Source organism: Polaromonas sp. P1_E12, from assembly GCF_056405975.1.
Genome location: NZ_JBFUBB010000003.1, coordinates 544500 through 565255, shown reverse-complemented (window position 1 = coordinate 565255; position 20756 = coordinate 544500). Strand labels below are relative to the sequence as shown.

The 20756-nt window shown below is 64.3% G+C and carries 20 protein-coding genes; 6 read left to right on the top strand and 14 right to left on the bottom strand.

Annotated features, from left to right (window positions below; translation table 11 throughout):
• Positions 1-2: 2 nt before the first annotated feature.
• The gene (cadR, locus tag AC1D13_RS12510) at positions 3-536 is read right to left on the bottom strand and encodes a Cd(II)/Pb(II)-responsive transcriptional regulator (protein WP_477689647.1); all 534 of its coding nucleotides are present in this window, start codon (positions 534-536) and stop codon (positions 3-5) included.
• Positions 537-628: 92 nt separating this feature from the next.
• On the opposite strand from cadR, the gene AC1D13_RS12505 reads away from it, so the two are divergent.
• A complete protein-coding gene (locus AC1D13_RS12505) occupies positions 629-2875 on the top strand; it encodes a heavy metal translocating P-type ATPase (RefSeq protein ID WP_477689646.1) in 2247 nt (748 codons plus the stop codon).
• Positions 2876-3009: 134 nt separating this feature from the next.
• Here the strand turns inward: AC1D13_RS12505 and AC1D13_RS12500 are convergent, their stop codons facing one another.
• The 7 genes from AC1D13_RS12500 to AC1D13_RS12470 form a co-directional block, all read right to left on the bottom strand.
• Positions 3010-4077, bottom strand: a complete 1068-nt coding sequence (locus AC1D13_RS12500; RefSeq protein WP_457281158.1) for an ABC transporter substrate-binding protein — start codon at positions 4075-4077, stop codon at positions 3010-3012.
• 66 nt (positions 4078-4143) lie between these two features.
• Positions 4144-5298, bottom strand: coding sequence for an NAD(P)/FAD-dependent oxidoreductase (locus AC1D13_RS12495; protein ID WP_457281159.1), 1155 nt, complete (start codon positions 5296-5298; stop codon positions 4144-4146).
• The gene (locus AC1D13_RS12490) at positions 5298-6680 is read right to left on the bottom strand and encodes an FAD/NAD(P)-dependent oxidoreductase (protein ID WP_477689645.1); all 1383 of its coding nucleotides are present in this window, start codon (positions 6678-6680) and stop codon (positions 5298-5300) included. The genes AC1D13_RS12495 and AC1D13_RS12490 overlap by 1 nt, the downstream gene beginning before the upstream one ends.
• A complete protein-coding gene (locus tag AC1D13_RS12485) occupies positions 6677-7009 on the bottom strand; it encodes a (2Fe-2S)-binding protein (RefSeq protein ID WP_457281161.1) in 333 nt (110 codons plus the stop codon). The genes AC1D13_RS12490 and AC1D13_RS12485 overlap by 4 nt, the downstream gene beginning before the upstream one ends.
• Positions 7006-7800 carry an ABC transporter permease gene (locus AC1D13_RS12480; RefSeq protein WP_457281162.1) on the bottom strand — a complete coding sequence of 265 codons (795 nt, stop codon included), beginning with the start codon at positions 7798-7800 and terminating at the stop codon, positions 7006-7008. Before AC1D13_RS12480 ends, AC1D13_RS12485 begins: the two co-directional genes overlap by 4 nt.
• A gap of 10 nt (positions 7801-7810) precedes the next feature.
• On the bottom strand, positions 7811-8701 hold the full coding sequence (locus AC1D13_RS12475) for an ABC transporter permease (RefSeq protein WP_477689644.1): 891 nt from the start codon (positions 8699-8701) through the stop codon (positions 7811-7813).
• A complete protein-coding gene (locus AC1D13_RS12470) occupies positions 8698-9768 on the bottom strand; it encodes an ABC transporter ATP-binding protein (RefSeq protein ID WP_477689643.1) in 1071 nt (356 codons plus the stop codon). Before AC1D13_RS12470 ends, AC1D13_RS12475 begins: the two co-directional genes overlap by 4 nt.
• A 208-nt stretch (positions 9769-9976) precedes the next feature.
• Here AC1D13_RS12470 and AC1D13_RS12465 point away from each other — a divergent pair, with 208 nt between their 5' ends.
• Both AC1D13_RS12465 and AC1D13_RS12460 read left to right on the top strand, forming a co-directional pair.
• Positions 9977-10798: an IclR family transcriptional regulator gene (locus tag AC1D13_RS12465; RefSeq protein ID WP_457281164.1), complete on the top strand. Its 822-nt coding sequence runs from the start codon at positions 9977-9979 to the stop codon at positions 10796-10798.
• A 50-nt stretch (positions 10799-10848) separates the two neighbouring features.
• A complete protein-coding gene (locus tag AC1D13_RS12460) occupies positions 10849-11127 on the top strand; it encodes a hypothetical protein (RefSeq protein ID WP_477689642.1) in 279 nt (92 codons plus the stop codon).
• An 11-nt stretch (positions 11128-11138) separates the two neighbouring features.
• Here the strand turns inward: AC1D13_RS12460 and AC1D13_RS12455 are convergent, their stop codons facing one another.
• A complete protein-coding gene (locus AC1D13_RS12455) occupies positions 11139-12053 on the bottom strand; it encodes a LysR family transcriptional regulator (RefSeq protein WP_457281166.1) in 915 nt (304 codons plus the stop codon).
• An 81-nt stretch (positions 12054-12134) separates the two neighbouring features.
• Here AC1D13_RS12455 and AC1D13_RS12450 point away from each other — a divergent pair, with 81 nt between their 5' ends.
• Genes AC1D13_RS12450 through amaB form a run of 3 tightly spaced genes read left to right on the top strand, consistent with a single transcriptional unit; the run spans position 12135 to position 15912 of the window.
• Positions 12135-13163 (top strand): 2-oxoadipate dioxygenase/decarboxylase family protein, encoded by a 1029-nt coding sequence (locus tag AC1D13_RS12450; protein WP_477689641.1) that lies wholly within the window; start codon positions 12135-12137, stop codon positions 13161-13163.
• Positions 13160-14404 (top strand): aminotransferase-like domain-containing protein, encoded by a 1245-nt coding sequence (locus tag AC1D13_RS12445; protein WP_477689640.1) that lies wholly within the window; start codon positions 13160-13162, stop codon positions 14402-14404. Before AC1D13_RS12450 ends, AC1D13_RS12445 begins: the two co-directional genes overlap by 4 nt.
• Entirely contained in the window at positions 14401-15912 is a 1512-nt protein-coding gene (gene amaB, locus AC1D13_RS12440) for an L-piperidine-6-carboxylate dehydrogenase (RefSeq protein ID WP_477689639.1), read from the top strand. The genes AC1D13_RS12445 and amaB overlap by 4 nt, the downstream gene beginning before the upstream one ends.
• A 49-nt stretch (positions 15913-15961) precedes the next feature.
• On the opposite strand, the gene AC1D13_RS12435 is transcribed toward amaB, so the two are convergent.
• From AC1D13_RS12435 to AC1D13_RS12415, 5 genes are all read right to left on the bottom strand, one after another.
• Complete coding sequence (locus tag AC1D13_RS12435) at positions 15962-16759, bottom strand: enoyl-CoA hydratase (protein ID WP_477689638.1); 798 nt, start codon at positions 16757-16759, stop codon at positions 15962-15964.
• A 57-nt stretch (positions 16760-16816) separates the two neighbouring features.
• Positions 16817-17641 (bottom strand): acyl-CoA thioesterase, encoded by an 825-nt coding sequence (locus AC1D13_RS12430; protein ID WP_477689637.1) that lies wholly within the window; start codon positions 17639-17641, stop codon positions 16817-16819.
• Positions 17642-17669: 28 nt separating this feature from the next.
• The gene (locus AC1D13_RS12425; protein ID WP_477689636.1) at positions 17670-18548 is read right to left on the bottom strand and encodes an alpha/beta hydrolase family protein; all 879 of its coding nucleotides are present in this window, start codon (positions 18546-18548) and stop codon (positions 17670-17672) included.
• 43 nt (positions 18549-18591) lie between these two features.
• On the bottom strand, positions 18592-19449 hold the full coding sequence (locus AC1D13_RS12420; RefSeq protein WP_477689635.1) for an alpha/beta hydrolase family protein: 858 nt from the start codon (positions 19447-19449) through the stop codon (positions 18592-18594).
• 90 nt (positions 19450-19539) lie between these two features.
• A complete protein-coding gene (locus AC1D13_RS12415; protein ID WP_457281174.1) occupies positions 19540-20739 on the bottom strand; it encodes an acetyl-CoA C-acyltransferase in 1200 nt (399 codons plus the stop codon).
• Positions 20740-20756: the final 17 nt, after the last annotated feature.

The following is a 20756-nucleotide window of genomic DNA, read 5'->3' as shown; positions in this document are numbered from 1 at the left end:
CGTCACTTGCGCTCGGCAGCCGCCTTGCCGGTAGCGGGCTTTTGGCGGCCCTCTTCTTTGGCGGGCACACCGACCTGCGGGTGCGCGCCGTGGATATGCGCATGACCGCGCCCGGCGGGGGTACGGTTCTGGCTTTGCCGCAGTGCAGCTTTTTCCAGGCCGCTGAGGATGCCGCAGTCGCCCGCGGCCTGGCCGCTGGCGCACTGCTCACGCAAAATCTTGAGGTCTTTTTCCAGCGCCTTAAGTTCGCGGATGCGTGTGGCGACGTGGCTGATGTGCTCGTCCAGCAGGCTGTTGACGTCGTCGCAGCTGCCGGCCGGCGCGTCCTTGAAGTTCAGCAGCGCGCGAATTTCCGCCAGCGTCATGTCCAGCGACCGGCAGTGGCGTATGAAGGCCAGGCGCTGCACATGGCTTTCGTCATAGATGCGGTAATTGGCGTCGGTGCGCGCCGCTTCGGGCAACAGACCCTCACGTTCGTAGTAACGAATGGTTTCCGTCTGGGTCTGCGCGGTTTTGGCCAGTTCTCCGATTTTCATGGCGACTCCTTGAACATCGTCCCAACATCGCTGTAGGGTCACTTCAGCAGCCAGCTTGACTCTAAGGCCGCTACAGGGTTTCCAATTAGGCCATGAAATCTGAAAAAAACCTTGTTTCCGGCCTCGATGCCCCTACCGGCGACTGCTGTGGCGGCGCCCACGCCACACACGCACCTGTATCCAATGCCACGGGTGCTGCGGGGCGGATTTTCCGCATCGCCACCATGGACTGCAGCGCCGAAGAGTCTGACATCCGGCGCGCGCTGGAGCCGATCGCCGGTATCCGGTCGCTGGGCTTCCAGCTGGGCGCACGCACGCTGCGAATAGACGCCAGCGAAGAAGCCTGTGCGACTGCCCTGGACGCGATCCGCAAGGCCGGGTTTGACCCTCAGCCTGCCCAGGGTGCCAGCACGCATACAGGCGGCCATGACCATGAGGGGCATGCGCACGACCACAGCCATGACGGCGGCTTTGGCAGCGGCGCCACCCGCCTGGCCGCGGCGCTGCTGCTGGCCGTGGGCGCCGAGGCTGTGTCATTTTTCGCGCCCGAGCTGCTGGCCTGGAAAATCGCCGGCATGGCGGTGGCGGCGCTGGCTATTGGCCTGGCCGGCCTGGACACCTATAAAAAGGGCATGGCCGCTCTGCTGCGCGGCAGGCTCAACATCAACGCGCTGATGTCGGTCGCCGTCACCGGCGCTTTCCTGATCGGGCAGTGGCCGGAAGCCGCGATGGTGATGGCGCTCTATGCCATTGCCGAGCTGATCGAAGCCAAAGCCGTGGACCGCGCGCGCAATGCCATCAAGGGCCTGCTGGACATGGCGCCAGAACAGGCCCTGATGCAGGGCGAAGACGGCGCGTGGGCCAACACGCCGGTGGCCGCCGTGCCGCTGCAGGCCCTGGTGCGCATACGCCCCGGCGAGCGCATACCGCTGGACGGCCTGGTGACCCAGGGCAGCAGCGCGGTCAACCAGGCGCCCATCACCGGCGAAAGCATTCCGGTCGACAAGGAGCCCGGCGACAGCGTCTTTGCGGGCACCGTCAACGAAACCGGTGAGATCGAGATCCGCGTCACGGCGGCGGCCGGCAACACCACGCTGGCACGCATCATCCACGCTGTCGAGCAAGCCCAGGGCAGCCGTGCGCCCACGCAACGTTTTGTCGACCGCTTTGCCGCCGTCTACACGCCGGCCGTGTTCGCCATCGCCGTTGCGGTCGCCGTGTTGATGCCGCTGCTGGCGGGCCTGAGCTGGCAGGAGTCGATCTACAAGGCGCTGGTGCTGCTGGTAATCGCCTGCCCCTGCGCCCTGGTGATTTCCACGCCCGTCACGGTGGTGAGCGGGCTCTCGGCCGCCGCGCGCCGGGGCATCCTGATCAAGGGCGGCACCTACCTCGAGCAGGCGCGCCTGCTCAAAGCCATTGCGCTCGACAAGACCGGCACCATCACGGAGGGCAAGCCCGAGTTGGTGGATTGGCGTACCTGGGGCAATGCAGACGCAGCGGTGGCCGCACAGCTGGCCGCCGGCATGGCCTCACGATCTGATCATCCGGTGTCCAAAGCGATTGCAGCGGGCCTGAACACCGAAGCCGCCGACGTGCAAGCCTTCAAGGCCCTGCCGGGCCGGGGCGTTGAGGGAACGGCCCAGGGCCAGCGCCTCGTGTTGGGCAATCACCGCCTTATCCATGAGCTGGGCTTGTGCGGCGTGGAGCTGGAAACTGAACTCGCCCGGCATGAACAGCAAGGCCGCACGGTGACACTGCTGGCCGACGGCACGCGCGTGCTGGCCCTGTTCGCAGTGGCCGACACCATCAAGCCAACGTCCCGGCAGGCGATTGCCGACCTGAAGGCGCTGAGCGTCACGCCCGTGATGCTGACCGGTGACAACGCCGCCACGGCGCGCGCCATCGCAAGCCAGGCCGGCATCGACGACGCCCGCGGCGACCTGCTGCCCGAGGCCAAGCTCGACGCCATTCGCGAAATGCAGCGGCACTACGGCGCCACCGGCATGACGGGCGATGGCATCAACGACGCACCGGCGCTGGCGCAGGCCGACATCGGCTTCGCCATGGGCGGCGCCGGCGCCGACACGGCCATGGAAGCGGCCGACGTGGTGATCATGAACGACAACCTGGAGCGGGTGGCCGAAACGGTGCGGCTGTCAAAACGCACGCACGCCATCCTGTGGCAGAACATCAGCCTGGCACTGGGCATCAAAGGCATCTTCCTGCTCCTGGCCGTTTTCGGCACGGCGACGATGTGGATGGCGGTGTTTGCCGACATGGGCGCCAGCCTGCTGGTGGTGGGCAATGGCTTGCGTTTGCTGCGCGGCCGGCACAATTAAATTGCTATAGATTTAGTAGCTTCTCGCGCACATCCCTATTGACCCGAGGACCTAAAAGTACAAAACCCGAAGTGACTCAGGAAGCCTGCTTCGGGTTTTTGCATGCGCCTGCGAAAGGCGCTGGCAATGGATGATCAGCGCTCGACTGTCTTGTTCCAGCGCGCATTCCAGGCTGGGCGGTTCTCGTTGATGGCATCCCAGTCCACCGTAGTCGCCGTCTTCATGTAGGTGTTCATCTGGGTCACAAGCGCGGCAGCCTTGCCACTGGCCTTGGTTTTGGGGTTGGACGGGATCTGGTCGCCAAACTCCAGCGCCGCAGCCTGCGCCTCAGGCGACAGCAGGTACTGGGCAAGCTTGTGGGCCAGCGCGGGTTCACTGTTCTTCGCAATCACGCATTCACCGACCGTCAGCACGGCCGAGCCTTCCTTGGGCTGCACATATTCCACCGGCAGGCCTTTTTCCTTGAGCACGCCGACGGCGGTGGGCGTGAGGGGGAACATCGCGGCCTCGCCGGTCTGCACCATTTCAGCCAGCTTGGCCGAGCTCGGGATGTACTCGAGCACATTGGGTCCTATGGTCGTGGGCCAGGCCTTGAAGCCGGGCTCCACGTTCTTGTCGTTGCCGCCCTGGATGCGGTTGAACAGCAGGAAGCCGTGCAGGCCGAAGGTCGACGACGACAGCGACTGGAACACCACCTTGCCCTTGTACTTCGGGTTGGCCATGTCCATCCACGAGGTGGGCGGAGCCCAGCCTTTTTCGGTGAACATCTTCTTGTTGTAGGCAATGCCGGTCATGCCGATGTTGACGCCGGCGGCCATGTCGCCCTTGAAGCGTGCCGTGGGAAACAGGTCATTAAGCGCAGGGGTGGCCTGCATCTTCTCGCACAGGCCCATGCCGATGGCGCGGTACATGATGCCGTCGTCCAGGAACATCACGTGCATCTGCGGGTTGTCCTTGTTGGCCTGCGCCTTGGCCAGGATGTCCGAGGAAGTGCCGGGCACGACCACGACCTTGACGTTGTTGGCCTTCTCGAATGCACCGAAGACGTTCTCGGTGTAGGTTTTTTCCATGGTGCCGCCGTTCATGCCGATGTACAGCGTCTTGGTCTGGGCCATGGCGTTTCCGCCGGCCAGGCCGGCGGCTGCAACGGCAAGCGACACCGCTGTAGCGCGGGCGGTCAGGAATCGTAGGGAGATGTTCATGGAAAACTCCTGGTGGCGTTGGTGAAGTGAAGGCAGTGAAATCGAGGAGGACTATGGAGAAGAGGACTAGACAACGGTGGAAGAAACAAGCCCGGCGGTTGTCGCACGCGGGTTTGCGGAAAAGCGTTCAATCGAAAAAGCGTCGATAGGCGTGGCACTCTCGCCGCTTTGCACCAGGTCGGCCAGCACCGCACCCACGCCCGGGCCCAGCTGGAAGCCGCCGCCGGCGAATCCGAATGCATGAATCAGGCCCGGTGTGGTGGCGCTCGGTCCTATGACCGGCTGGCGGTCGGGCAGGTAACCTTCGGTGCCGCTCCAGGTGCGGATGATGTGCGCGTGTTTCAGCGCCGGCAGCAGCTCGACGGTTTGCTGCATCAGGCCGGCCAGGCCGCTGCGCTGTGCGCGGGCACGCTGGTCGTCCAGCGCGTAACCCCGGCCGCCACCGATGACGCAGTTGCCGCGCGCTACCTGGCGGGCATAGACGCCGCCGCCCTCCACGCCGAGGCTGAGGTTCATGAATGCGGGTAGAGGCTCGGTCACCACCATCTCGGGATGACCGGCCTCCATGGGCACCGGCTCACCGAACTGCGCCGCGAGGGCGCCTGCCCATGCGCCCGCGCAATTGAGCAGGTGCTTGGCGCGAACCTCCAGCGCATCGCCCGAACGCAGTACAAACACCGCTCCGTCGCGCGCCACTTCATCCACGCGGGTCTGTTCGCGCACGTCGGCGCCGAGCTTGCGCGCGGCCAGTGCAAAGGCCGGCGACACGAGACGCGGGTTGGCCTGTCCGTCACCGGGGCACAGCGACGCACCTATGGCAGCTCTTCCCAGCCACGGGCAGCGTTCGCGCAAGGCACGCATGGAGAGCATTTGCAAATCCATGTCGAAGCCCAACGTGCGCTCGCGGTAGCTTTCGAGCGAGACCATGTCGGCTTCGCTGCGCGCGATCTTGAGGTGCCCCGAAGGGAGGTATTCGCCGTCGATGCCGATCAGTTCGGGCAATTGCGCCCACAAGCCCTGCGCGCGCTGCGACAGCGGCAGCTGGCTGATCGGCCGGCCCTGGCGGCGCACGCCGCCGTAGTTGACACCGCTGGAACGCGAACCGCACAGATCACGCTCGAGCAGCACGACCGACAAACCCATGCGGCGCAGGAACAGGGCCGCCGACGAGCCCATGATGCCGCCGCCCACAATCGCAACGTCGGCCGTGACGCATTCCATTACACGCCCTCCTGCTTCATCGCCTGGACGGCCATGGCCGAAAATGGCAGCGGCTTGATGGGCGACTGCCCGCGCAGCCGGCCGACACCATCTGGCTGTACAGCGCAGGCCTGCGCAAGGATTTCCGCCGCCGCCACGCCGCAGGTACGCCCCTGGCAGCGCCCCATGCCCACCCGCGTCAGCGCCTTGAGGCGGTTCATCTCGCGTGCGCCGGTGTCGGCCACGCACTGGCGCAACTCGCCCGCGGTGATTTCTTCACAGCGGCAGACCACCAGTTCATCAGGGGCGGCTGCAGCCCAACCAGCGGGAAATGGAAAGGCCCGCTCCAGTCCTTCCCGGAAGGCCGCCGTACGCGAAAGCTGGTTTTCGAGCGAGGCCGCGCGTGCCACATCGATCCTGTGTCCGGTGTCCGCGAGCAGCGCCAGCGCGGCACGCTCGCCAGCCCATTCCGCGGCATCAGCGCCCATGATGCCGGCACCATCGCCGGCCAGGTAAACACCTGCCACGCTGGAGCGGCCCATGGCGTCGCGCTCGGGCAATGCGCCGCGCTGCAGGCTGTCATAGCGAAAACGGCAGCCCAGCAAATCGGCCAGTTGCGTCTCGGGCCGCAGCGCGTAGCCAAAACCCACGCCGTCGCAGGCGATCTCGTGCGTTCGGCCGGCCTTGCGCCAGTGCATAGCCTGCACGCATTCGTCGCCTGTGGCGCGTACCAGCTCCACGCCCTGGTGCACCGCGATGCCATGCATGCGCAACCAGCCCAGGTAATAAAGGCCCTTGGCCAACAGCGCCGGCTGGCGCAGCATGGCGGGCACGGCGGCAGCCTTGCCTGCAAAACTGGCCGTATCAAGTACCGCCGCAACTTTGGCGCCGGCCCTGGCATACTGGTAAGCAATCAAATACAGCAGCGGCCCCGTGCCGGCAAACACCACGCGCGAACCAATCGCGCAGCCCTGGAATTTCAGGGCCACCTGCGCGGCGCCCAGCGTGTAGACGCCGGGCAAAGTCCAGCCTGGAAAAGGCAGGACACGGTCCGCCGCGCCGGTGGCAACAATGAGGTGGCTGTAGCGCAGCGTGCTCATCAGCCCGTGATGAAGCAAGTCGAGCTTGCCGCCTTCAGCGCTCCAGACCAGGGTGTCGGGGCGGTAATCGACCTTGTCCAGGATGCCGGCCATGGCCTCATGTACCGCGTCGGCGCGCCCGGCTTCAAAACCATAAAGAGCCTCTTTGGGCCGCGAGAAACCCGCGGGCGGCTGGCGGTAGATCTGCCCGCCCCAGCGCGGCGCTTCGTCCACCACCACGGGACGCAGGCCGTGCGCCACCAGCGCCTCGGCAGCGCGCACGCCTGCCGGGCCGGCACCCACAATCACCGCCTGCGTGCTCATACCGGTCCCTCCGCGCCAGTCACCAGCCGCATGCCTTCTTCGATGAAGGTGCTGCAGGCACGCAGGCGCCGGCCCGATTCGGTGGCAACCCAGCAGTCCTGGCAGGCGCCCATCATGCAAAAACCGGCACGCGGCTCGCCGCTGAATTCGCTGAAGCGCAACTGCGCGCTCTGCGTCAGCACCGCCGTCATCACGGTGTCGCCGGCCAGGGCCTTCAGGGCCTGCCCATTGAGCACAAAGTTCACCGGTTTGCGGTTGCCTTCGGCCAGGCGGTGAAGCAGGGCTGCAGGCTTGTGGCTCACCCCGGCAATTTCAATGGTTGATTTCATTTGTGTCCGACCAGGATCTTGTCGAGGCCGTAGATGCGGTCCAGCACCAGCATGGCCACAGCCGTGAGCGCCACCATGAGGGCCGAGACGGCCGCCATCAAGGGGTCTATCGACTCGGTCGCATACATGTACATCCGCACCGGCAAGGTCACGGTGGAGGGCGCAGTGACAAAGATCGACATGGTGACCTCATCAAAGCTGTTGATGAAAGCCAGCAGCCAGCCGCCGGTGACGCCGGGCAAGATCATCGGCAGCGTGACGCGCACAAACACCGTCGCCTGGCTTGCACCCAGCGAGAGGGCCGCCTGCTCAGCGCTGCGGTCGCTGCCTTCAACCGAAGCCAGCACCAGCCGCAGCACATAGGGCGTGATGATGACCACGTGCGCCAGCGCCAGCCAGAAGAAGCTGCCGGTCGCGCCGATCAGCGAGAAGGTGCGCAGCAAGGCCACACCCAACACCAGATGTGGAATGATCAGCGGCGAAAGAAACAGGCCATTGAGAAAATCACGGCCTGGGAAGGTATGGCGGGCAATCGCCAGCCCGGCCGGTACAGCCAGCAGCGTAGCCAGCGTCGCAGATATCGACGCCAGCCAGAGGCTGTTCTTGAAGGACTGCACAAAGTCCGAATGCGCGAACACCGCACGAAACCAGCGCAATGAAAACTCCGTGGTCGGAATGGCCAGCGTGTTGCCGGGCGTGAAGGCCACCACGCACACGATGACCAGAGGCGCCAGCATGAAGGTGATGACGAGTGCGTTGAAGAGCAGAGCGAGAGGACCGTTCCTGGACATGGCGCGCTCCTTATCCCAGCGATTTCTTGTACGAACGCTCGAGCACGCGGTTGTAGCTCAGCATGATGGCCAGGTTGGCCAGCAGCAGCGTGAGCGCAATGGCCGCGCCCAGCGGCCAGTTGAGTTCGTGCAGGTATTCGTCATACACCACCGTCGCCACCATCTTCAAACGCCGCCCGCCCAGCAGGCCGGGAATCGCGAAGGCGCTGGCGGAAAGGCCAAACACAATCAGGCTGCCAGACAGGATGCCCGGCAGCACCTGCGGAAAGATGATGCGGCGCAAGGTGGTGAAGTGCGAAGCCTGCAGCGACAGCGCCGCGTCTTCCACACCCGGGTCCAGCTTTTGCAGCGAAGTCCACACCGGGATCACCATGAAGGGCAGCATCACGTGCACCAGCGCGATGACCACGGCAGCTTCGGTATAGAGAATGCGCATCGACGGCAGGCCCACGGCGCGCATGGCCTGGTTGACCACGCCTTCGGGGCCGAGCAGCATGCTCCACCCAAACGCCCGCACCACCACCGACACCAGCAGCGGCGCCAACACCACCAGCAGCAAAATCGAACGCCAGGGGCTGCGCATGCGGCTGAGCACATAGGCTTCGGGCGCGCCGACAACGATGCAGATCAGCGTGGTGAGTGCCGAAATCCATAGCGTGCGCCAGAAGATGCCGTGGTAGTAGTCGTCCGTCAGCACGGCGGCGTAATGCGCCAGGGTGAAACTGTTCTTCACGCCGATGGCGTGGTCAAACACCTGGAAGGACAGCACCGCGGTGAGCGCCAGCGGCACCAGCAACAGGCAGGCAAACAGCGTGAAGGCCGGCGCCGACAGCAGCCACGGCGTGCGCGATGCACTGGCCCGGGCCGACGTCATCGGTGCGGCCACGGCCGTGCTGTTCATGCCGGCACCCCTTGCGCGCCTGGCAGCAGGCGCACCTGCTGGGCGGTCCAGTCCAGGCCCACGTTGGCGCCTTCTTCGGCGGGCGCCGTGCCGTCATTGGGGCAGACCACTGCGAGGCGGCCGGCTGCCGTCGACACCTGGTAGAGCCACTGGCTGCCAAGGAAGAAGCGCTCGTGCACCGTGCCGCCTATGCGGCCCTGGGCTTCAGGCACCAGGCGGATTTTTTCGGGGCGCAGGCTTAGCACCACGGCATCACCCTCTGAAACACCAGGAGCCTGGACTTCCAGCGGCACATTGCCGCCCACATGCACGGTGGCCCAGGGGCCGGTGGCCATTACGCGGCCTTCGAGCAAATTGGCCTTGCCGACAAAGCTGGAGATAAAGCGTGTCTGCGGGTGTTCATACAGGCGGTGCGGTTCGTCGATCTGCGTGACACGGCCGGCTTCCATCACCACCACGCGGTCGCTGATGGACATGGCCTCGGTCTGGTCGTGTGTGACCATCACGGTGGTGGTGCCGACCTTGCGCTGGATTTGCCGCAGCTCAAACTGCATTTCCTCGCGTAGTTTGGCGTCCAGGTTGGAGAGTGGCTCATCCAGCAGCAGCACGGGCGGCGAGATGACCAACGCACGCGCCAGGGCCACACGCTGGCGCTGGCCGCCCGACAGTTCACGCGGGTAGCGGGTTGCGTGCGCCTCCAGGTGCACCAGCGCCAGCGCGGCCTTCACGCGCTCAGCGCGCTCTTCCTTGGGCACGCGGCGCATCTCCAGGCCGAAACTGACGTTGTCGTGCACGCTCATGTGGGGGAAGAGCGCATAGCTCTGGAACACGATGCCCAGGCCGCGCGAATTGGGCTTGGCGTGGGTGATGTCGCGGCCGTCCAGCGTGACCTGACCCGACGTCACCTCACAAAAGCCCGCAATCATCTGCAAGGTGGTGGTCTTGCCGCAGCCCGAAGGACCGAGCAGCGAGACGAATTCGCCCTTTTCCACCGACAGGTTCATGTCGGCCACGGCGCGGGTAGCGCCGTAAGACTTGTTCACATTCGCCAGGGTCAAAAAAGACATGGGGAGCACCTCTGCAACAAAGGGAATGACCAGCGCCGCACAGACAAACGACGTGCAAAACGATGACACCCTGATGACTTCATGCTATGGCATCCTATAAAAAATCGTCAATAGGTTATTCCGTATAGAGATATCTTTATTTGATTTATTCCGTTTAATGGAATTTATATACACTTAATGCCATACTGATTCCGCCAAAGGAGACGCCATGAAAGATGAAGACAATAGCTCCAGCAGCGTGCAGCGCGCCTTTTCCATCATCCGGGCACTGGCGGCCACGCAGGCCAAGGGTGGGCGCATCACACACATCGCCAAAGCCACGGGTCTCACGCAGGCCACCACGCACCGCATCCTGCAAAGCCTGGTGGCCGAGCGTGTGGTGGAGCAGGAAACAGGCTCAAAGCTGTATCGCCTGAGCATTGATTTTTTTGCACTGGCCGCGCAGGCAGGTAACACCATGGACCTGCGCAGCCTGTGCCGGCCTTCAATGCTGCGGCTGTGCGCCAGCCTGGGTGACACCATCTTTTTGCTGGTGCGCAGCGGCTTTGACGCCGTCTGCCTGGACCGCAGCGAAGGCCCGTTTCCCATCCGCTCTTTCACCGGCGACATCGGCGGTCGCGTGGCGCTGGGCATGGGCCAGGGCGGTCTGGCCATCCTGGCTTTCTTGCCCGAGACAGAGCGTGAAGAAGTGATCCGCTACAACCTGCCGCGTGTGCGCGAGTTCGGTGTGTACGACGAGGTGTATCTGCGCACCGAGATTGAGCGCGTGCGCGAGCTTGGCTACGCCGGGCGCAACACCAACCTGCTCGACGGCATGGCCGGCGTCGGTGTGCCGGTGCTGGACCGCGAAGGCCGCGCCGTCGCCGCGCTCAGCGTGGGCACGATCTCGTCACGCCTGAGCCCCGATCGCCTGCCCACGGTGGTGGAGCTGCTCAAGCGCGAAGCCACGGCCATCAGCGCGCAAATCAATCCGTTTGACAGCACGCTGCGGCGGCCGGCGCAGAGCCTGGCTCCAGCGGACAGCACCTGAGACACTCACACAACGACAATTTTTCTGCCAGGCTTAAAAGAAGGAGCCCCATGGACAACGAACTCGCCAAGAAGCAACGCGCGGGCTTTTCGGTCAAAGAGCGCGCCATTGCAAAACTGGGAATCGCAGCGATTTCGTTTTGCCTGGCCTGGGTGGAATGGCTCACGCCTTCCGTTCCGCCCTTTACCGGCAAGTGGGCCTGGACAAAGATCTGGGCCTTCGAAGTGATGGGGCCGCGCGGAATTATCGGCATCTGGATGGCACTGGGGACGCTCATGCTGGCTCTGGGCCTTGTACAGCTATGGAACTCAGGAAAAAGCGTCGACTGAGGCACGCGGGATCAAGGCAAAGAAATCGCCTGCTCGCGCAACCAGCCGCGCAGCTGCACCAACGGCCGCCAACTGGTTTTCTGTGAAGGCCAGACCAGGTAGTAGGCAAAGTCAGAGCTCAGCGAAAGATCAAAGGGCACAGCCAGCGTGCCGTCGGCGATGTCGTCGGCCACCAGAAAGCGCGGCAGCACCGCCAGCCCCAGCCCGGCCTTCACTGCCTGCGCGATCATGGAAAAGAGTTCGTATTTGGGGCCCGTGCCTGCGCCTTGCGCGTCGTCAATGCCGGCCAGCTGGAACCAGTCGCGCCAGGCATGCGGGCGCGTGCTCTGGTGGATGAGGGTGAACTTCAGAACATCGGCGGGGCGGCGCAGTTGCCGCTTTTTCATGAGCGCCGGGCTGCACACCACCACGCTGTCTTCACCCATCAGGTATTCAGACTCGGTACCGGGCCAGTCGGGCCGGCCGTAATGGATGGCAGCGTCCAGCCCCGTCAGTGAAAAATCAAAAGGCTGCAGGCGCGTGGCCAGGTTCAGCGTCACATGCGGGTGCGCTTTCAAAAAAGACGGCATGCGCGGGATCAGCCACTTGGTGGCAAAGGTGGGCACCACGCCCAGCTCCAGCGTGCCGCCCTCGCCTTTGGAGGACACCAGGTCCAGCATGGCGGCCTCGAGTGAATCCAGCGCGGGGCTGACACGCGCCAGCAACGAGCGGCCGGCGTCCGTCAGTTCCAGCTGGCGAGGCAGGCGCAGGAAAAGGCTCACGTCCAGATCCTGCTCGAGGCCCAGAATCTGGTGGCTGACCGCGCTCTGGCTCACCGAGAGGTCTTGCGCCGCCAGCGTAAAGCTGCCGCGATGGGCCGCCGCTTCAAAGGCCAGCAGGGCCTGGGTGGATGGGATTTTTCGGCGCATCGCATGAATATATCTCATGGCTCCATCGAAATACATCCTTTGTGTGTGGCGCTGAAACTGCCGAAAATCCGGCTTTCACCTGCCAATTACAAGACTGATATGACCCATCTTAAGAAGCTCCTCGCCTGCTGCCTGCCAGCCGAAGCCGTCAAAAATATCCATGAACAGATGTACGTTCACCCGTCGCTACAGCAAGCCGCTTCGGGCATCGTCACCCGGGCCGAGTTGGCCCAGGCGCTGAACATGGCGCTGTTTCACGGCCTGGTGCAGCGTGTGCCGGCCGGGCAGGACTATATCGCCAGCGACGTGGTGGCGCAAAAGCGCCAGGTGGTGTTTGACCACGGCGCGCTGCGTACCGTGCGCTGGGCCAGCGGCGCCCTGCCCGCGGGCGAAGCGGCCTTCACCCGCGTGCTGCGCCCGCTGGGTTTTGAACTGCAGGGCACCTACCCGCTGCCGCGCCTGAAGATGACCGGCCGCGCCTACAGCCACCGCGATTTTCCTGAAGACATCGCGCAGTTTTTTGTGTCTGAACTGCACCCCGAGCAGTTCTCCACGCCCTTCCAGTCGGCCGTGACACGCGTGCTGTCGACCTCGCGCGATCCACTGGGCCCGCAGGACGTGGCCGACCTGGAGCAGCTCACACGCGATGGCATGCTGCCCCTGGCACAGGCACTGCGCTTGCTGCCACAGCTGCTGCAATGCTTTGACCGCCAGCACGGCGTGTTTGGCATGGACGACTATGAATTGCTGCTGGCCGAATCCGCCGAGATGGCGTGGATTGCCACCGAAGGCAATGCCTTCAACCATGCCACCGACCGTGTGAGTGACGTGGACGCGGTGGCCGAACGCCAGCGCGCGCTGGGCCGGCCCATCAAGGACAAGGTCGAGGTGTCGGCCAGCGGGCGTGTGCGGCAGACGGCCTTCCGTGCGGCCACGGTGCAGCGCGAGTTCATCACCGCGCAGGGCCGCGTCACGCGCGACGTGCCGGGATCCTTCTATGAATTCATCACACGTGATGCACTGATACCCATCGCCGCAAACGACCCCGTGCAGGCGCCGCGGCTGGACCTGGCCTTTGACGCCGGCAACGCCACCGGCATTTTCGGCATGACGGCTGCACGCGCATGAACGCTGTGCGTGCGCTGTACGCGCAGGCCAGCGGCTCAACGATACGCGCCATGCTGGCACTGGCCGGCCAGGAGGGCATGATTTCGCTGGCCGGCGGGCATCCCGATCCGGCCCTGCTGCCTGCCGACTGGCTGCGTGAATCGCTGCAGGACGTGACCGGCAAACTGCAAGGCCGCAACCTGCAGTACGGCGCTACCGAAGGCCTGCCCGAGCTGCGTGAAGCCAGCGCGGCCCTGCTCACACACCGCGGACTGGCGGCCAAGGCGAGCGAGTTGCTCATTACCACCGGTTCGCAGCAGGCCATCGATTTGCTGGCCCGCGTACTCATCGAACCGGGCGAAGGCATCGCGGTCGAGTCGTTTAACTATCCTGCGGCACTGCAGGCTTTTCGTTTTGCGGGCGCGCGGCTGATTGAAGTCCCAACCGACGCACGGGGCATGGATATCGACCGGCTCGAATCCATTCTGCAGGCCGAACGCCCGCGCGTGCTGTATGTGGTGCCCAACTTTGCCAACCCGACCGGCGCCGTGATGCCGCTGGCGCGGCGCGTGCGCCTGCTCGAACTGGCCGCGCAATACGGCGTGACCTTGATGGAAGACGACCCGTATGGTGAGTTGTGGTTTGGCGAGGCGCCGCCACCTCCGCTCGCACAACTCAACCAGCAGGCCGGCTCGCCCGCGCAGGTCGCCTACATGACCAGCTACTCCAAAGTGGTGGCCCCTGCCCTTCGCCTGGGTGTGCTGCTCGCACCGGCGGACATTCTGCGCGCGGTGGTACTGGCCAAGCAGGCGGCCGACGTGCACAGCGGTTCGCTGGAGCAACTCACGCTGGCGACCATGCTGGGCTCCTACCGCCTCGCGTCGCACCTGGCCTCGCTGCGCACAGCCTACGCGGCCAAAGGCGCCACGCTGGCCAACGCCTTGCGCGCGCATGCCGGCGGGTTGCTCGAATTCGATGCGCCGCAAGGCGGCATGTTTGTCTGGGCACGACTGCGCAGGGACTTGCCCCTGTTGCCGACAAAAGATTGGGTGGACTTCGGGCTTCGGCATCGAGTGCTGGTAGTACCAGGCGCCGCCTTCAGCATCAGCAACGCCGCACAACCCTGGTTGCGTTTGAGTTTTGCCAACCCATCACAGGCCGCGCTGCAGCAAGGCGCCGAGCGCCTGGGCCGCGGGCTGCAAAGCCTCGCCACCCACACCGCTTCCGATTTCAGGACAACCCACGAAAGGACTTCCGCATGAGTCACTCCAGCGACGTTTCATCCCTCTTTAAAACCCTAGGCGTCAACGCCGACCTCGGCAGCAAGGCGTCCGCGGCCATCGAAGTGGTCACTCCCATCGATGGCAGCCTCCTGGCGCGCGTAGCCATCCACAGCGCCAACGAAGTCGACAGCGCACTGAACGGCGCACACCAGCGTTTCATAGCCTGGCGCAATGTGCCCGCACCCAAACGCGGTGAACTGGTGCGCGCTTTTGGCGAAACCGTGCGCCGCCACAAGGCAGAGCTGGGCCGGCTGATCTCGCTGGAGACCGGCAAGATTTTGCAGGAAGGCCTGGGCGAGGTGCAGGAAGTCATCGACATCTGCGAGTTCGCCGTGGGCCTTTCGCGCCAGCTCTACGGCCTCACGATTGCCAGCGAGCGGCCCGACCACAAGCTGCTGGAAACCTGGCACCCCGTGGGCGTGGTCGGCATCATCTCGGCCTTCAACTTCCCGATGGCGGTGTTTGCCTGGAACGCCGCGCTCGCGCTGGTATGCGGCAACACGCTGGCCTGGAAGCCGTCAGAGAAAACACCGCTGTCGGCCATCGCCCTCAACGGCCTGCTGCTGCAAACGGCGAAAGACCTCGGCCTGGCCACCGAAGGACTGAGCGAGCTGCTGATCGGCGAGCGCGCCACCGGCGAGGTGCTGGTCAAGCACCCGCATGTGAAGCTGGTGAGCGCCACTGGCTCCACCGCCATGGGCAAGAACGTGGCGATTGCCTGCGCCGGCCTTTTCAAACGCTCACTGCTGGAGCTGGGCGGCAACAACGCGGCCATCGTCTGCCCGTCGGCAAATCTGGAGCTGGTGGTGCGCGGCGCAGCCTTTGCTGCCGCCGGCACTGCGGGCCAACGCTGCACAAGCCTGCGCCGCCTGATCGTTCACCGCTCGATCTACCCGGAGCTGGTCAAACGCCTGATGGCCGTCTTTGAACGCCTTCCCATCGGCAACCCGCTCAAAGACGGCACGCTGGTCGGCCCCTTGATCGATGGCCGCGCATTTGACGTCATGCAGTTGGCCCTGGGCGAAGCGAAGAAGCTGGGCGCCACGGTGCATTTCGGCGAGCGCCAACCGGGCGACGGATCAGCCCACTATGTGCGCCCCGCCATCGTGGAACTGAAGGAGCAGGCCGGCCCCATGCTGCACGAGACCTTCGCGCCGATTTTGTATGTGGTTCCCTACGACAATTTTGACGAAGCCATCGCACTGAACAACGCCGTGGCGCACGGCCTGTCGTCGGCCGTCTTCACGCAGGACTTGCGGGAAGCCGAACAGTTCACCTCAGCGCGCGGTTCCGACTGCGGCATTGCCAATGTCAATATCGGCACCAGCGGTGCGGAAATCGGTGGTGCCTTTGGTGGTGAGAAAGAAACCGGCGGTGGACGCGAATCGGGCTCCGATTCGTGGAAGGCCTATATGCGCCGCGCGACCAACACGGTCAACTACGGCAGCAGCCTGCCTTTGGCACAAGGGATCCGGTTCGATATCTAAAAGTCGCGAGTCCCCTCTCTTTCCCCCAGCGGGGGAAGGAGCGAGAAACTCAGACGGCGCTGAAATCCGGCTTGCGCTTCTCCATGAAGGCAGAGAAGGCTTCGCGCGCCGCGGGCTCACCCAGCATGCGGCCGAAACTCACGCCTTCTTCGGCCATACGCTCTGCCACGAGGGTGGCGTTGCCTTTTTTCATGAGGCGCTTGGTTTCCATCAGCGCGCTGAGCGGTTTGACGACCAGCTTTTGCGCCTGCCGCTGAGCCAGTGCATTGGCTTCGGCGGGCGGCACGATGCGGTTGATCAGGCCGATCTCCAGTGCGGTCTCGGCCATGAAAGGTTCGCCCAGCAGCAGTGCTTCGGCGGCACGTGGGTAACCCATGAGCTGCGGCACCAGAAAGCTCGACGCGGCTTCAGGGCACAGGCCCAGGTTGACGAAGGGCATGGAAAACGCAGCGTTGTCTCCGGCGTAGACCAGATCGCAGTGCAGCAGCAGCGTGGTGCCTATGCCGACCGCGGGGCCGCACACAGCGGCTATCAGCGGTTTGGGAAAGCTGCTGATGCCGCGCAGGAAACGGAAGACCGGCGAATCGGGCGTTGAAGGCGGCTTGTTCAGGAAATCGCCGATATCGTTACCGGCGGAAAAGATGGTTTCATGTCCCTGGATCACCACCACACGCACGGCTGCATCGTGGTGGGCCGACTCCAGTGCGTCGGCCATGGCGCCATACATGGCGGAGGTGATGGAATTTTTTTTGTCCACACGGTTGAGCGTGATGGTCATCACGCCCGCGTCGACGTGGCTCAGGATTTCGGGAATGCTGCCGGTGGAAATAGGGGTGGGAGTGTTCATGTGTTTTCCGTTAAGACGCAAGTGTAGGGGCCAGCCATGCATGCTGCCCCCGCGGGCCTATTCTTTGTAATAAACAACCTGCGTACTGGTAGCCAGCAGTACTCCCGCTTCGCTCCACAGCTGCGCGGTCTGGTCAAAAAAACCGTTGCGAAAGGCCTGGGCCCTGGCTTGCCCCAGCAAATAGCCTTCACCGCATTCAGCCAGTTGCCGGCCGTCGGCGTGGAAGTACGTGGTGATCGACACCGTACCGGCGGGTACACGTGTGGCACGGCGCAGCCAGACCCGCGGATAGAACACGTCGGACATGGCCGCCAGCGCCGGGAAGTCGAGCGCCCGCGGTGGATCGTCGCGCACCCACAGCTGCGTGAGGCTGCCCGTGCCGCTGCCGTCCCAAACCTGCGGAATCGCGCCGCGCACCGGCCGCATGTCGTAGCGATTCGTCCATGCGGAGGTCGAAAACCGCAGCCTGCCTGAAGCGTCGGCAAGCGTGACCGCGGGCATGGGTGTGTCGTTGGCACTCCAGGTCTCGCGGCGCGCAGCCGTAACGGCTGTGGCGGTCATCACAGCGCCTCCGGCATCGCCGTCCTGCGACAACTCCACCACCCAGTGCTGGGTGGATCGGTTGGTGCGGGCCGGCCTGGCCGTGACAGTGAATGGACCTTCGGACATGGCCGCCGCGTAGTTCACCGTCAACGCCACCGGCTCGCCCAGCAGGGCCGGGTGCAACAGGATGGCACGCAAGGCTGTGGCCGCTGTGGTTCCGCCGAAGGGCCCCACCATATTCCAGTATGCGGGGCTGCTGTGACCCAGCCAGGTGTGGGGCCTGTCGCTACCGACGGCTTCCAGCCTGAGCGCGTCGTCAAAAGAATGCGTGCTTGTCATGTCGGCAGGTGTGATGGAGCTTTCCGGTTCAAACCGGGACTTTGGCGGCACCGGTCATGCCGTCGATGATCTGCTGGGCACGGGGCCACAAGGTCTGGTTGAACTGTTCCCGGAAGAAGCCAAAATGCCCGATGCGCCTGACCTTGAGATCTGCCGGCGCGATGCGTTCAAAGCTGCGCGGTGCATTGCTGTACAGGTTGATGAGGTTTTGCGTGCCGCGCCAGGTCATCAGCTCGTCGTCGGTCATGGACAGCGCGGTCACCGGAAAACTGACCCGCCCATAACTGAGCCGTGCGCTTTCTCCCTCGGCCCCCACGCTGTAGTGCGGATCCAGGCACCACTTGCGCCACTGCAGCATCACGCCGGCTGGCAGGTCGCCAACTTTCTTTAACCTGCGCCCGGGGAAATAACCACAAAGACGCGTGGCCAAAGGCACCAGCACATACCAGAAGTACAAAATCAGGCGCCTGAGCTGCGGTGCGTTGTCGCGCCAGTACCCGCTTCCTGCCGCGATGCTGACGAGGCCATCGATCTTGTCCTGATTCTTCAGGAAACCCGGCAGCTGCGCCCCCAGGCTGTGACCCAGCAGGTAAAGCGGTGCATCCGGCAAGGCTGCCTTGGCGGCATCCACCACAGCCTCGTAATCGGCGGCCCAGTCGAGCAGGTCGGCCTTGAAACCGCGCAGGCTGCCGCTGGCGGTGTTGGGCAAGGATTCGCCCGAACCCCGGTAATCAAAAGTCATGACGCAAAAGCCCTGGGCAGAAAGCCATTGCGCAAACGGTGCGTAATAGTCTTGCCGCACCCCCATGGCGCCACCGATGACCACGCTGGCACGCGCAGGCGAAGAAGGCGCATAAACGCGAGTGGACAGTTGCGCTGTCCCTGAACTGAGGATCTGCATCTGCATCACATGCTCCTGTAAATGGATGAACTGAACTCGGGCACGCGCATCAGGCGTGAAGGTGTTGCACCAGTTGGGGCCAGAAGCTGGCACGCAGCTTGTCGCGAAAGTAGCCGAAGTGGCCTATATGCCTGACACCCAGATTTTCCGGCTCAAGGGTCATGCATTGCACCGGTTCACGTCGCGCACCGAACAAGGCCACAAACCGGTCTGACGACCACTGTGAAAAAACCTCGTCGTCGCTTGAGTTGAAGTAGGTGATGGGTGTCTGCACGCGTTCAAAACGTTCACGCTGATGGGCATCACGCGCCAGGTAGTCCGGATGGCGGCACCAGCGCGTCCATTGCCGCATCACACCTGCGGGAATGTTGCCAACCTTGCGCAGTTTTCTGCCCGGGAAATAACCGAACAACGGTACCAGCAAGGGCGCCCAGATCTGGGTGGCGGCAAACAGGCCCCAACGCGGCACGGCGTTGCGCAGGCGCGGCCAGTAACCGCTGCCGCTGGCAACCAGGACGGCACGCTGAAAGAGGTGAGTGGTTTCGGAGCTGGCAAACAATTGCCCGCCCAGGCTGTGCCCCAGGTAGTAAAGCGGGAGGTCCGGCACGCGTTGCCGCAAGAACCGGGCAGCGGCGCTCACGTCCTGCTGGCCCCAGGTATCGAAGGTGGCATCAGTGGACGCCACGCGCTCACCGCCGGAGGCAAAAGTGCCGCGGTAGTCGAGCGTCAGCACGGTAAAGCCTTGCGCGGCCAGCCAGCGGGCGAAGGGCTCGTAATGTTGCTGGGGAGTGGCCATGGCACCGGCCAGCAGTACGCCGCCGCGGGCCTCGCCTCCCGCGGGATCCGCTGCAAATACCGTCGCTGCCAGCGCCCAGGAGTCCTGGGTCAGAACCGTGATTCGCTCCATCTTCTGTCTCCAGTCAGGAAAAGCCCAGTCTGCCCCGCAGCTGCCATAACCGCTGCCGCAAGCGCGACAGCGGGGCCGCCGCCGACGGCCTTACACGCGCTCGAAAATACCCGCAGCGCCCTGACCCATGCCCACGCACATGGTCACCATGCCGTATTTGAGCTGGTGGCGATGCAGCGCATGGATCACGGTCGCGGCGCGGATCGCACCGGTCGCGCCCAACGGATGGCCGAGGGCTATCGCGCCGCCCATGCGGTTGACCTTACTGGCATCGAGCTTGAGCGTGTTGATGACGGCCAGTGATTGCGCGGCAAAGGCTTCGTTCAATTCAAACCAGTCGATGTCTTCCTGCTTGAGGCCGGCATAACGCAAGGCTGCGGGGATGGCTTCGATCGGGCCAATGCCCATGATCTCGGGCGGCACGCCTTTGGCGGCATAACTGACAAAGCGGGCGAGCGGCTTCAAGCCAAAGTCCTTGACCGCTTTTTCGCTGGCCAGCACCAGCGCACCTGCGCCGTCAGAGGTCTGCGAGCTGTTGCCGGCGGTGACTGAGCCGCGCGCGGCAAACACCGTCTTGAGTTTGGCCAGGCCTTCGAGCGAGGTGTCGGGGCGAGGGCCTTCATCCAGGCTCACCGTGCGGGTCTTGCTGATGACTTCACCGGTTTCCAGGTTGGCCGTGCGGTCGGTCACTTCAACCGGCGTGATCTCGTTGCTGAACTCGCCGGCCTGCTGCGCCTTGATGGCCTTGAGGTGCGACTCGAGCGCGAACTGGTCCTGCGCCTCGCGCGAAACTTTCCATTGCTGCGCCACCTTTTCGGCCGTGAGGCCCATGCCGTAGGCGATGCCGACGTTCTCGTCGTTCATGAACATATTGGGTGACAGCGAAGGAGAATTGCCGGACATGGGCACCATGCTCATACTCTCGGTGCCGGCGGCGATCATCACGTCGGCCTCGCCCACGCGGATGCGGTCGGCCGCCATCTGGATCGCCGAGAGGCCGGAGGCACAAAAGCGGTTGACGGTGATGCCGCCCACGCTGGTGGGCAGGCCGGCCAGCACCGCGCCTATGCGCGCCACGTTCAGGCCTTGCGGGCCTTCGGGGATGGCGCAGCCGCAGATGATGTCTTCAATTGCCTTCGGATCGAGCGAAGGCACTTGCGCCAGCGCGGCCTGCAGCGCCTTGACCAGCAGGTCGTCGGGCCGCATATTGCGGAAATAGCCGCGGCCCGAGCGCCCGATGGGCGTGCGGGTGGCGGCGACGATATAGGCTTCCTGGACTTGTTTGGCCATGATGGTTTCCTTCAATT

What these genes read in the sequence shown, in the direction of transcription:
- cadR (WP_477689647.1), bottom strand. Translation starts at nt 536, where the DNA reads ATGAAAATCGGAGAACTGGCCAAAACCGCGCAGACCCAGACGGAAACC.
- AC1D13_RS12505 (WP_477689646.1), top strand. Translation starts at nt 629, where the DNA reads ATGAAATCTGAAAAAAACCTTGTTTCCGGCCTCGATGCCCCTACCGGC.
- AC1D13_RS12500 (WP_457281158.1), bottom strand. Translation starts at nt 4,077, where the DNA reads ATGAACATCTCCCTACGATTCCTGACCGCCCGCGCTACAGCGGTGTCG.
- AC1D13_RS12495 (WP_457281159.1), bottom strand. Translation starts at nt 5,298, where the DNA reads ATGGAATGCGTCACGGCCGACGTTGCGATTGTGGGCGGCGGCATCATG.
- AC1D13_RS12490 (WP_477689645.1), bottom strand. Translation starts at nt 6,680, where the DNA reads ATGAGCACGCAGGCGGTGATTGTGGGTGCCGGCCCGGCAGGCGTGCGC.
- AC1D13_RS12485 (WP_457281161.1), bottom strand. Translation starts at nt 7,009, where the DNA reads ATGAAATCAACCATTGAAATTGCCGGGGTGAGCCACAAGCCTGCAGCC.
- AC1D13_RS12480 (WP_457281162.1), bottom strand. Translation starts at nt 7,800, where the DNA reads ATGTCCAGGAACGGTCCTCTCGCTCTGCTCTTCAACGCACTCGTCATC.
- AC1D13_RS12475 (WP_477689644.1), bottom strand. Translation starts at nt 8,701, where the DNA reads ATGAACAGCACGGCCGTGGCCGCACCGATGACGTCGGCCCGGGCCAGT.
- AC1D13_RS12470 (WP_477689643.1), bottom strand. Translation starts at nt 9,768, where the DNA reads ATGTCTTTTTTGACCCTGGCGAATGTGAACAAGTCTTACGGCGCTACC.
- AC1D13_RS12465 (WP_457281164.1), top strand. Translation starts at nt 9,977, where the DNA reads ATGAAAGATGAAGACAATAGCTCCAGCAGCGTGCAGCGCGCCTTTTCC.
- AC1D13_RS12460 (WP_477689642.1), top strand. Translation starts at nt 10,849, where the DNA reads ATGGACAACGAACTCGCCAAGAAGCAACGCGCGGGCTTTTCGGTCAAA.
- AC1D13_RS12455 (WP_457281166.1), bottom strand. Translation starts at nt 12,053, where the DNA reads ATGAGATATATTCATGCGATGCGCCGAAAAATCCCATCCACCCAGGCC.
- AC1D13_RS12450 (WP_477689641.1), top strand. Translation starts at nt 12,135, where the DNA reads ATGACCCATCTTAAGAAGCTCCTCGCCTGCTGCCTGCCAGCCGAAGCC.
- AC1D13_RS12445 (WP_477689640.1), top strand. Translation starts at nt 13,160, where the DNA reads ATGAACGCTGTGCGTGCGCTGTACGCGCAGGCCAGCGGCTCAACGATA.
- amaB (WP_477689639.1), top strand. Translation starts at nt 14,401, where the DNA reads ATGAGTCACTCCAGCGACGTTTCATCCCTCTTTAAAACCCTAGGCGTC.
- AC1D13_RS12435 (WP_477689638.1), bottom strand. Translation starts at nt 16,759, where the DNA reads ATGAACACTCCCACCCCTATTTCCACCGGCAGCATTCCCGAAATCCTG.
- AC1D13_RS12430 (WP_477689637.1), bottom strand. Translation starts at nt 17,641, where the DNA reads ATGACAAGCACGCATTCTTTTGACGACGCGCTCAGGCTGGAAGCCGTC.
- AC1D13_RS12425 (WP_477689636.1), bottom strand. Translation starts at nt 18,548, where the DNA reads ATGCAGATGCAGATCCTCAGTTCAGGGACAGCGCAACTGTCCACTCGC.
- AC1D13_RS12420 (WP_477689635.1), bottom strand. Translation starts at nt 19,449, where the DNA reads ATGGAGCGAATCACGGTTCTGACCCAGGACTCCTGGGCGCTGGCAGCG.
- AC1D13_RS12415 (WP_457281174.1), bottom strand. Translation starts at nt 20,739, where the DNA reads ATGGCCAAACAAGTCCAGGAAGCCTATATCGTCGCCGCCACCCGCACG.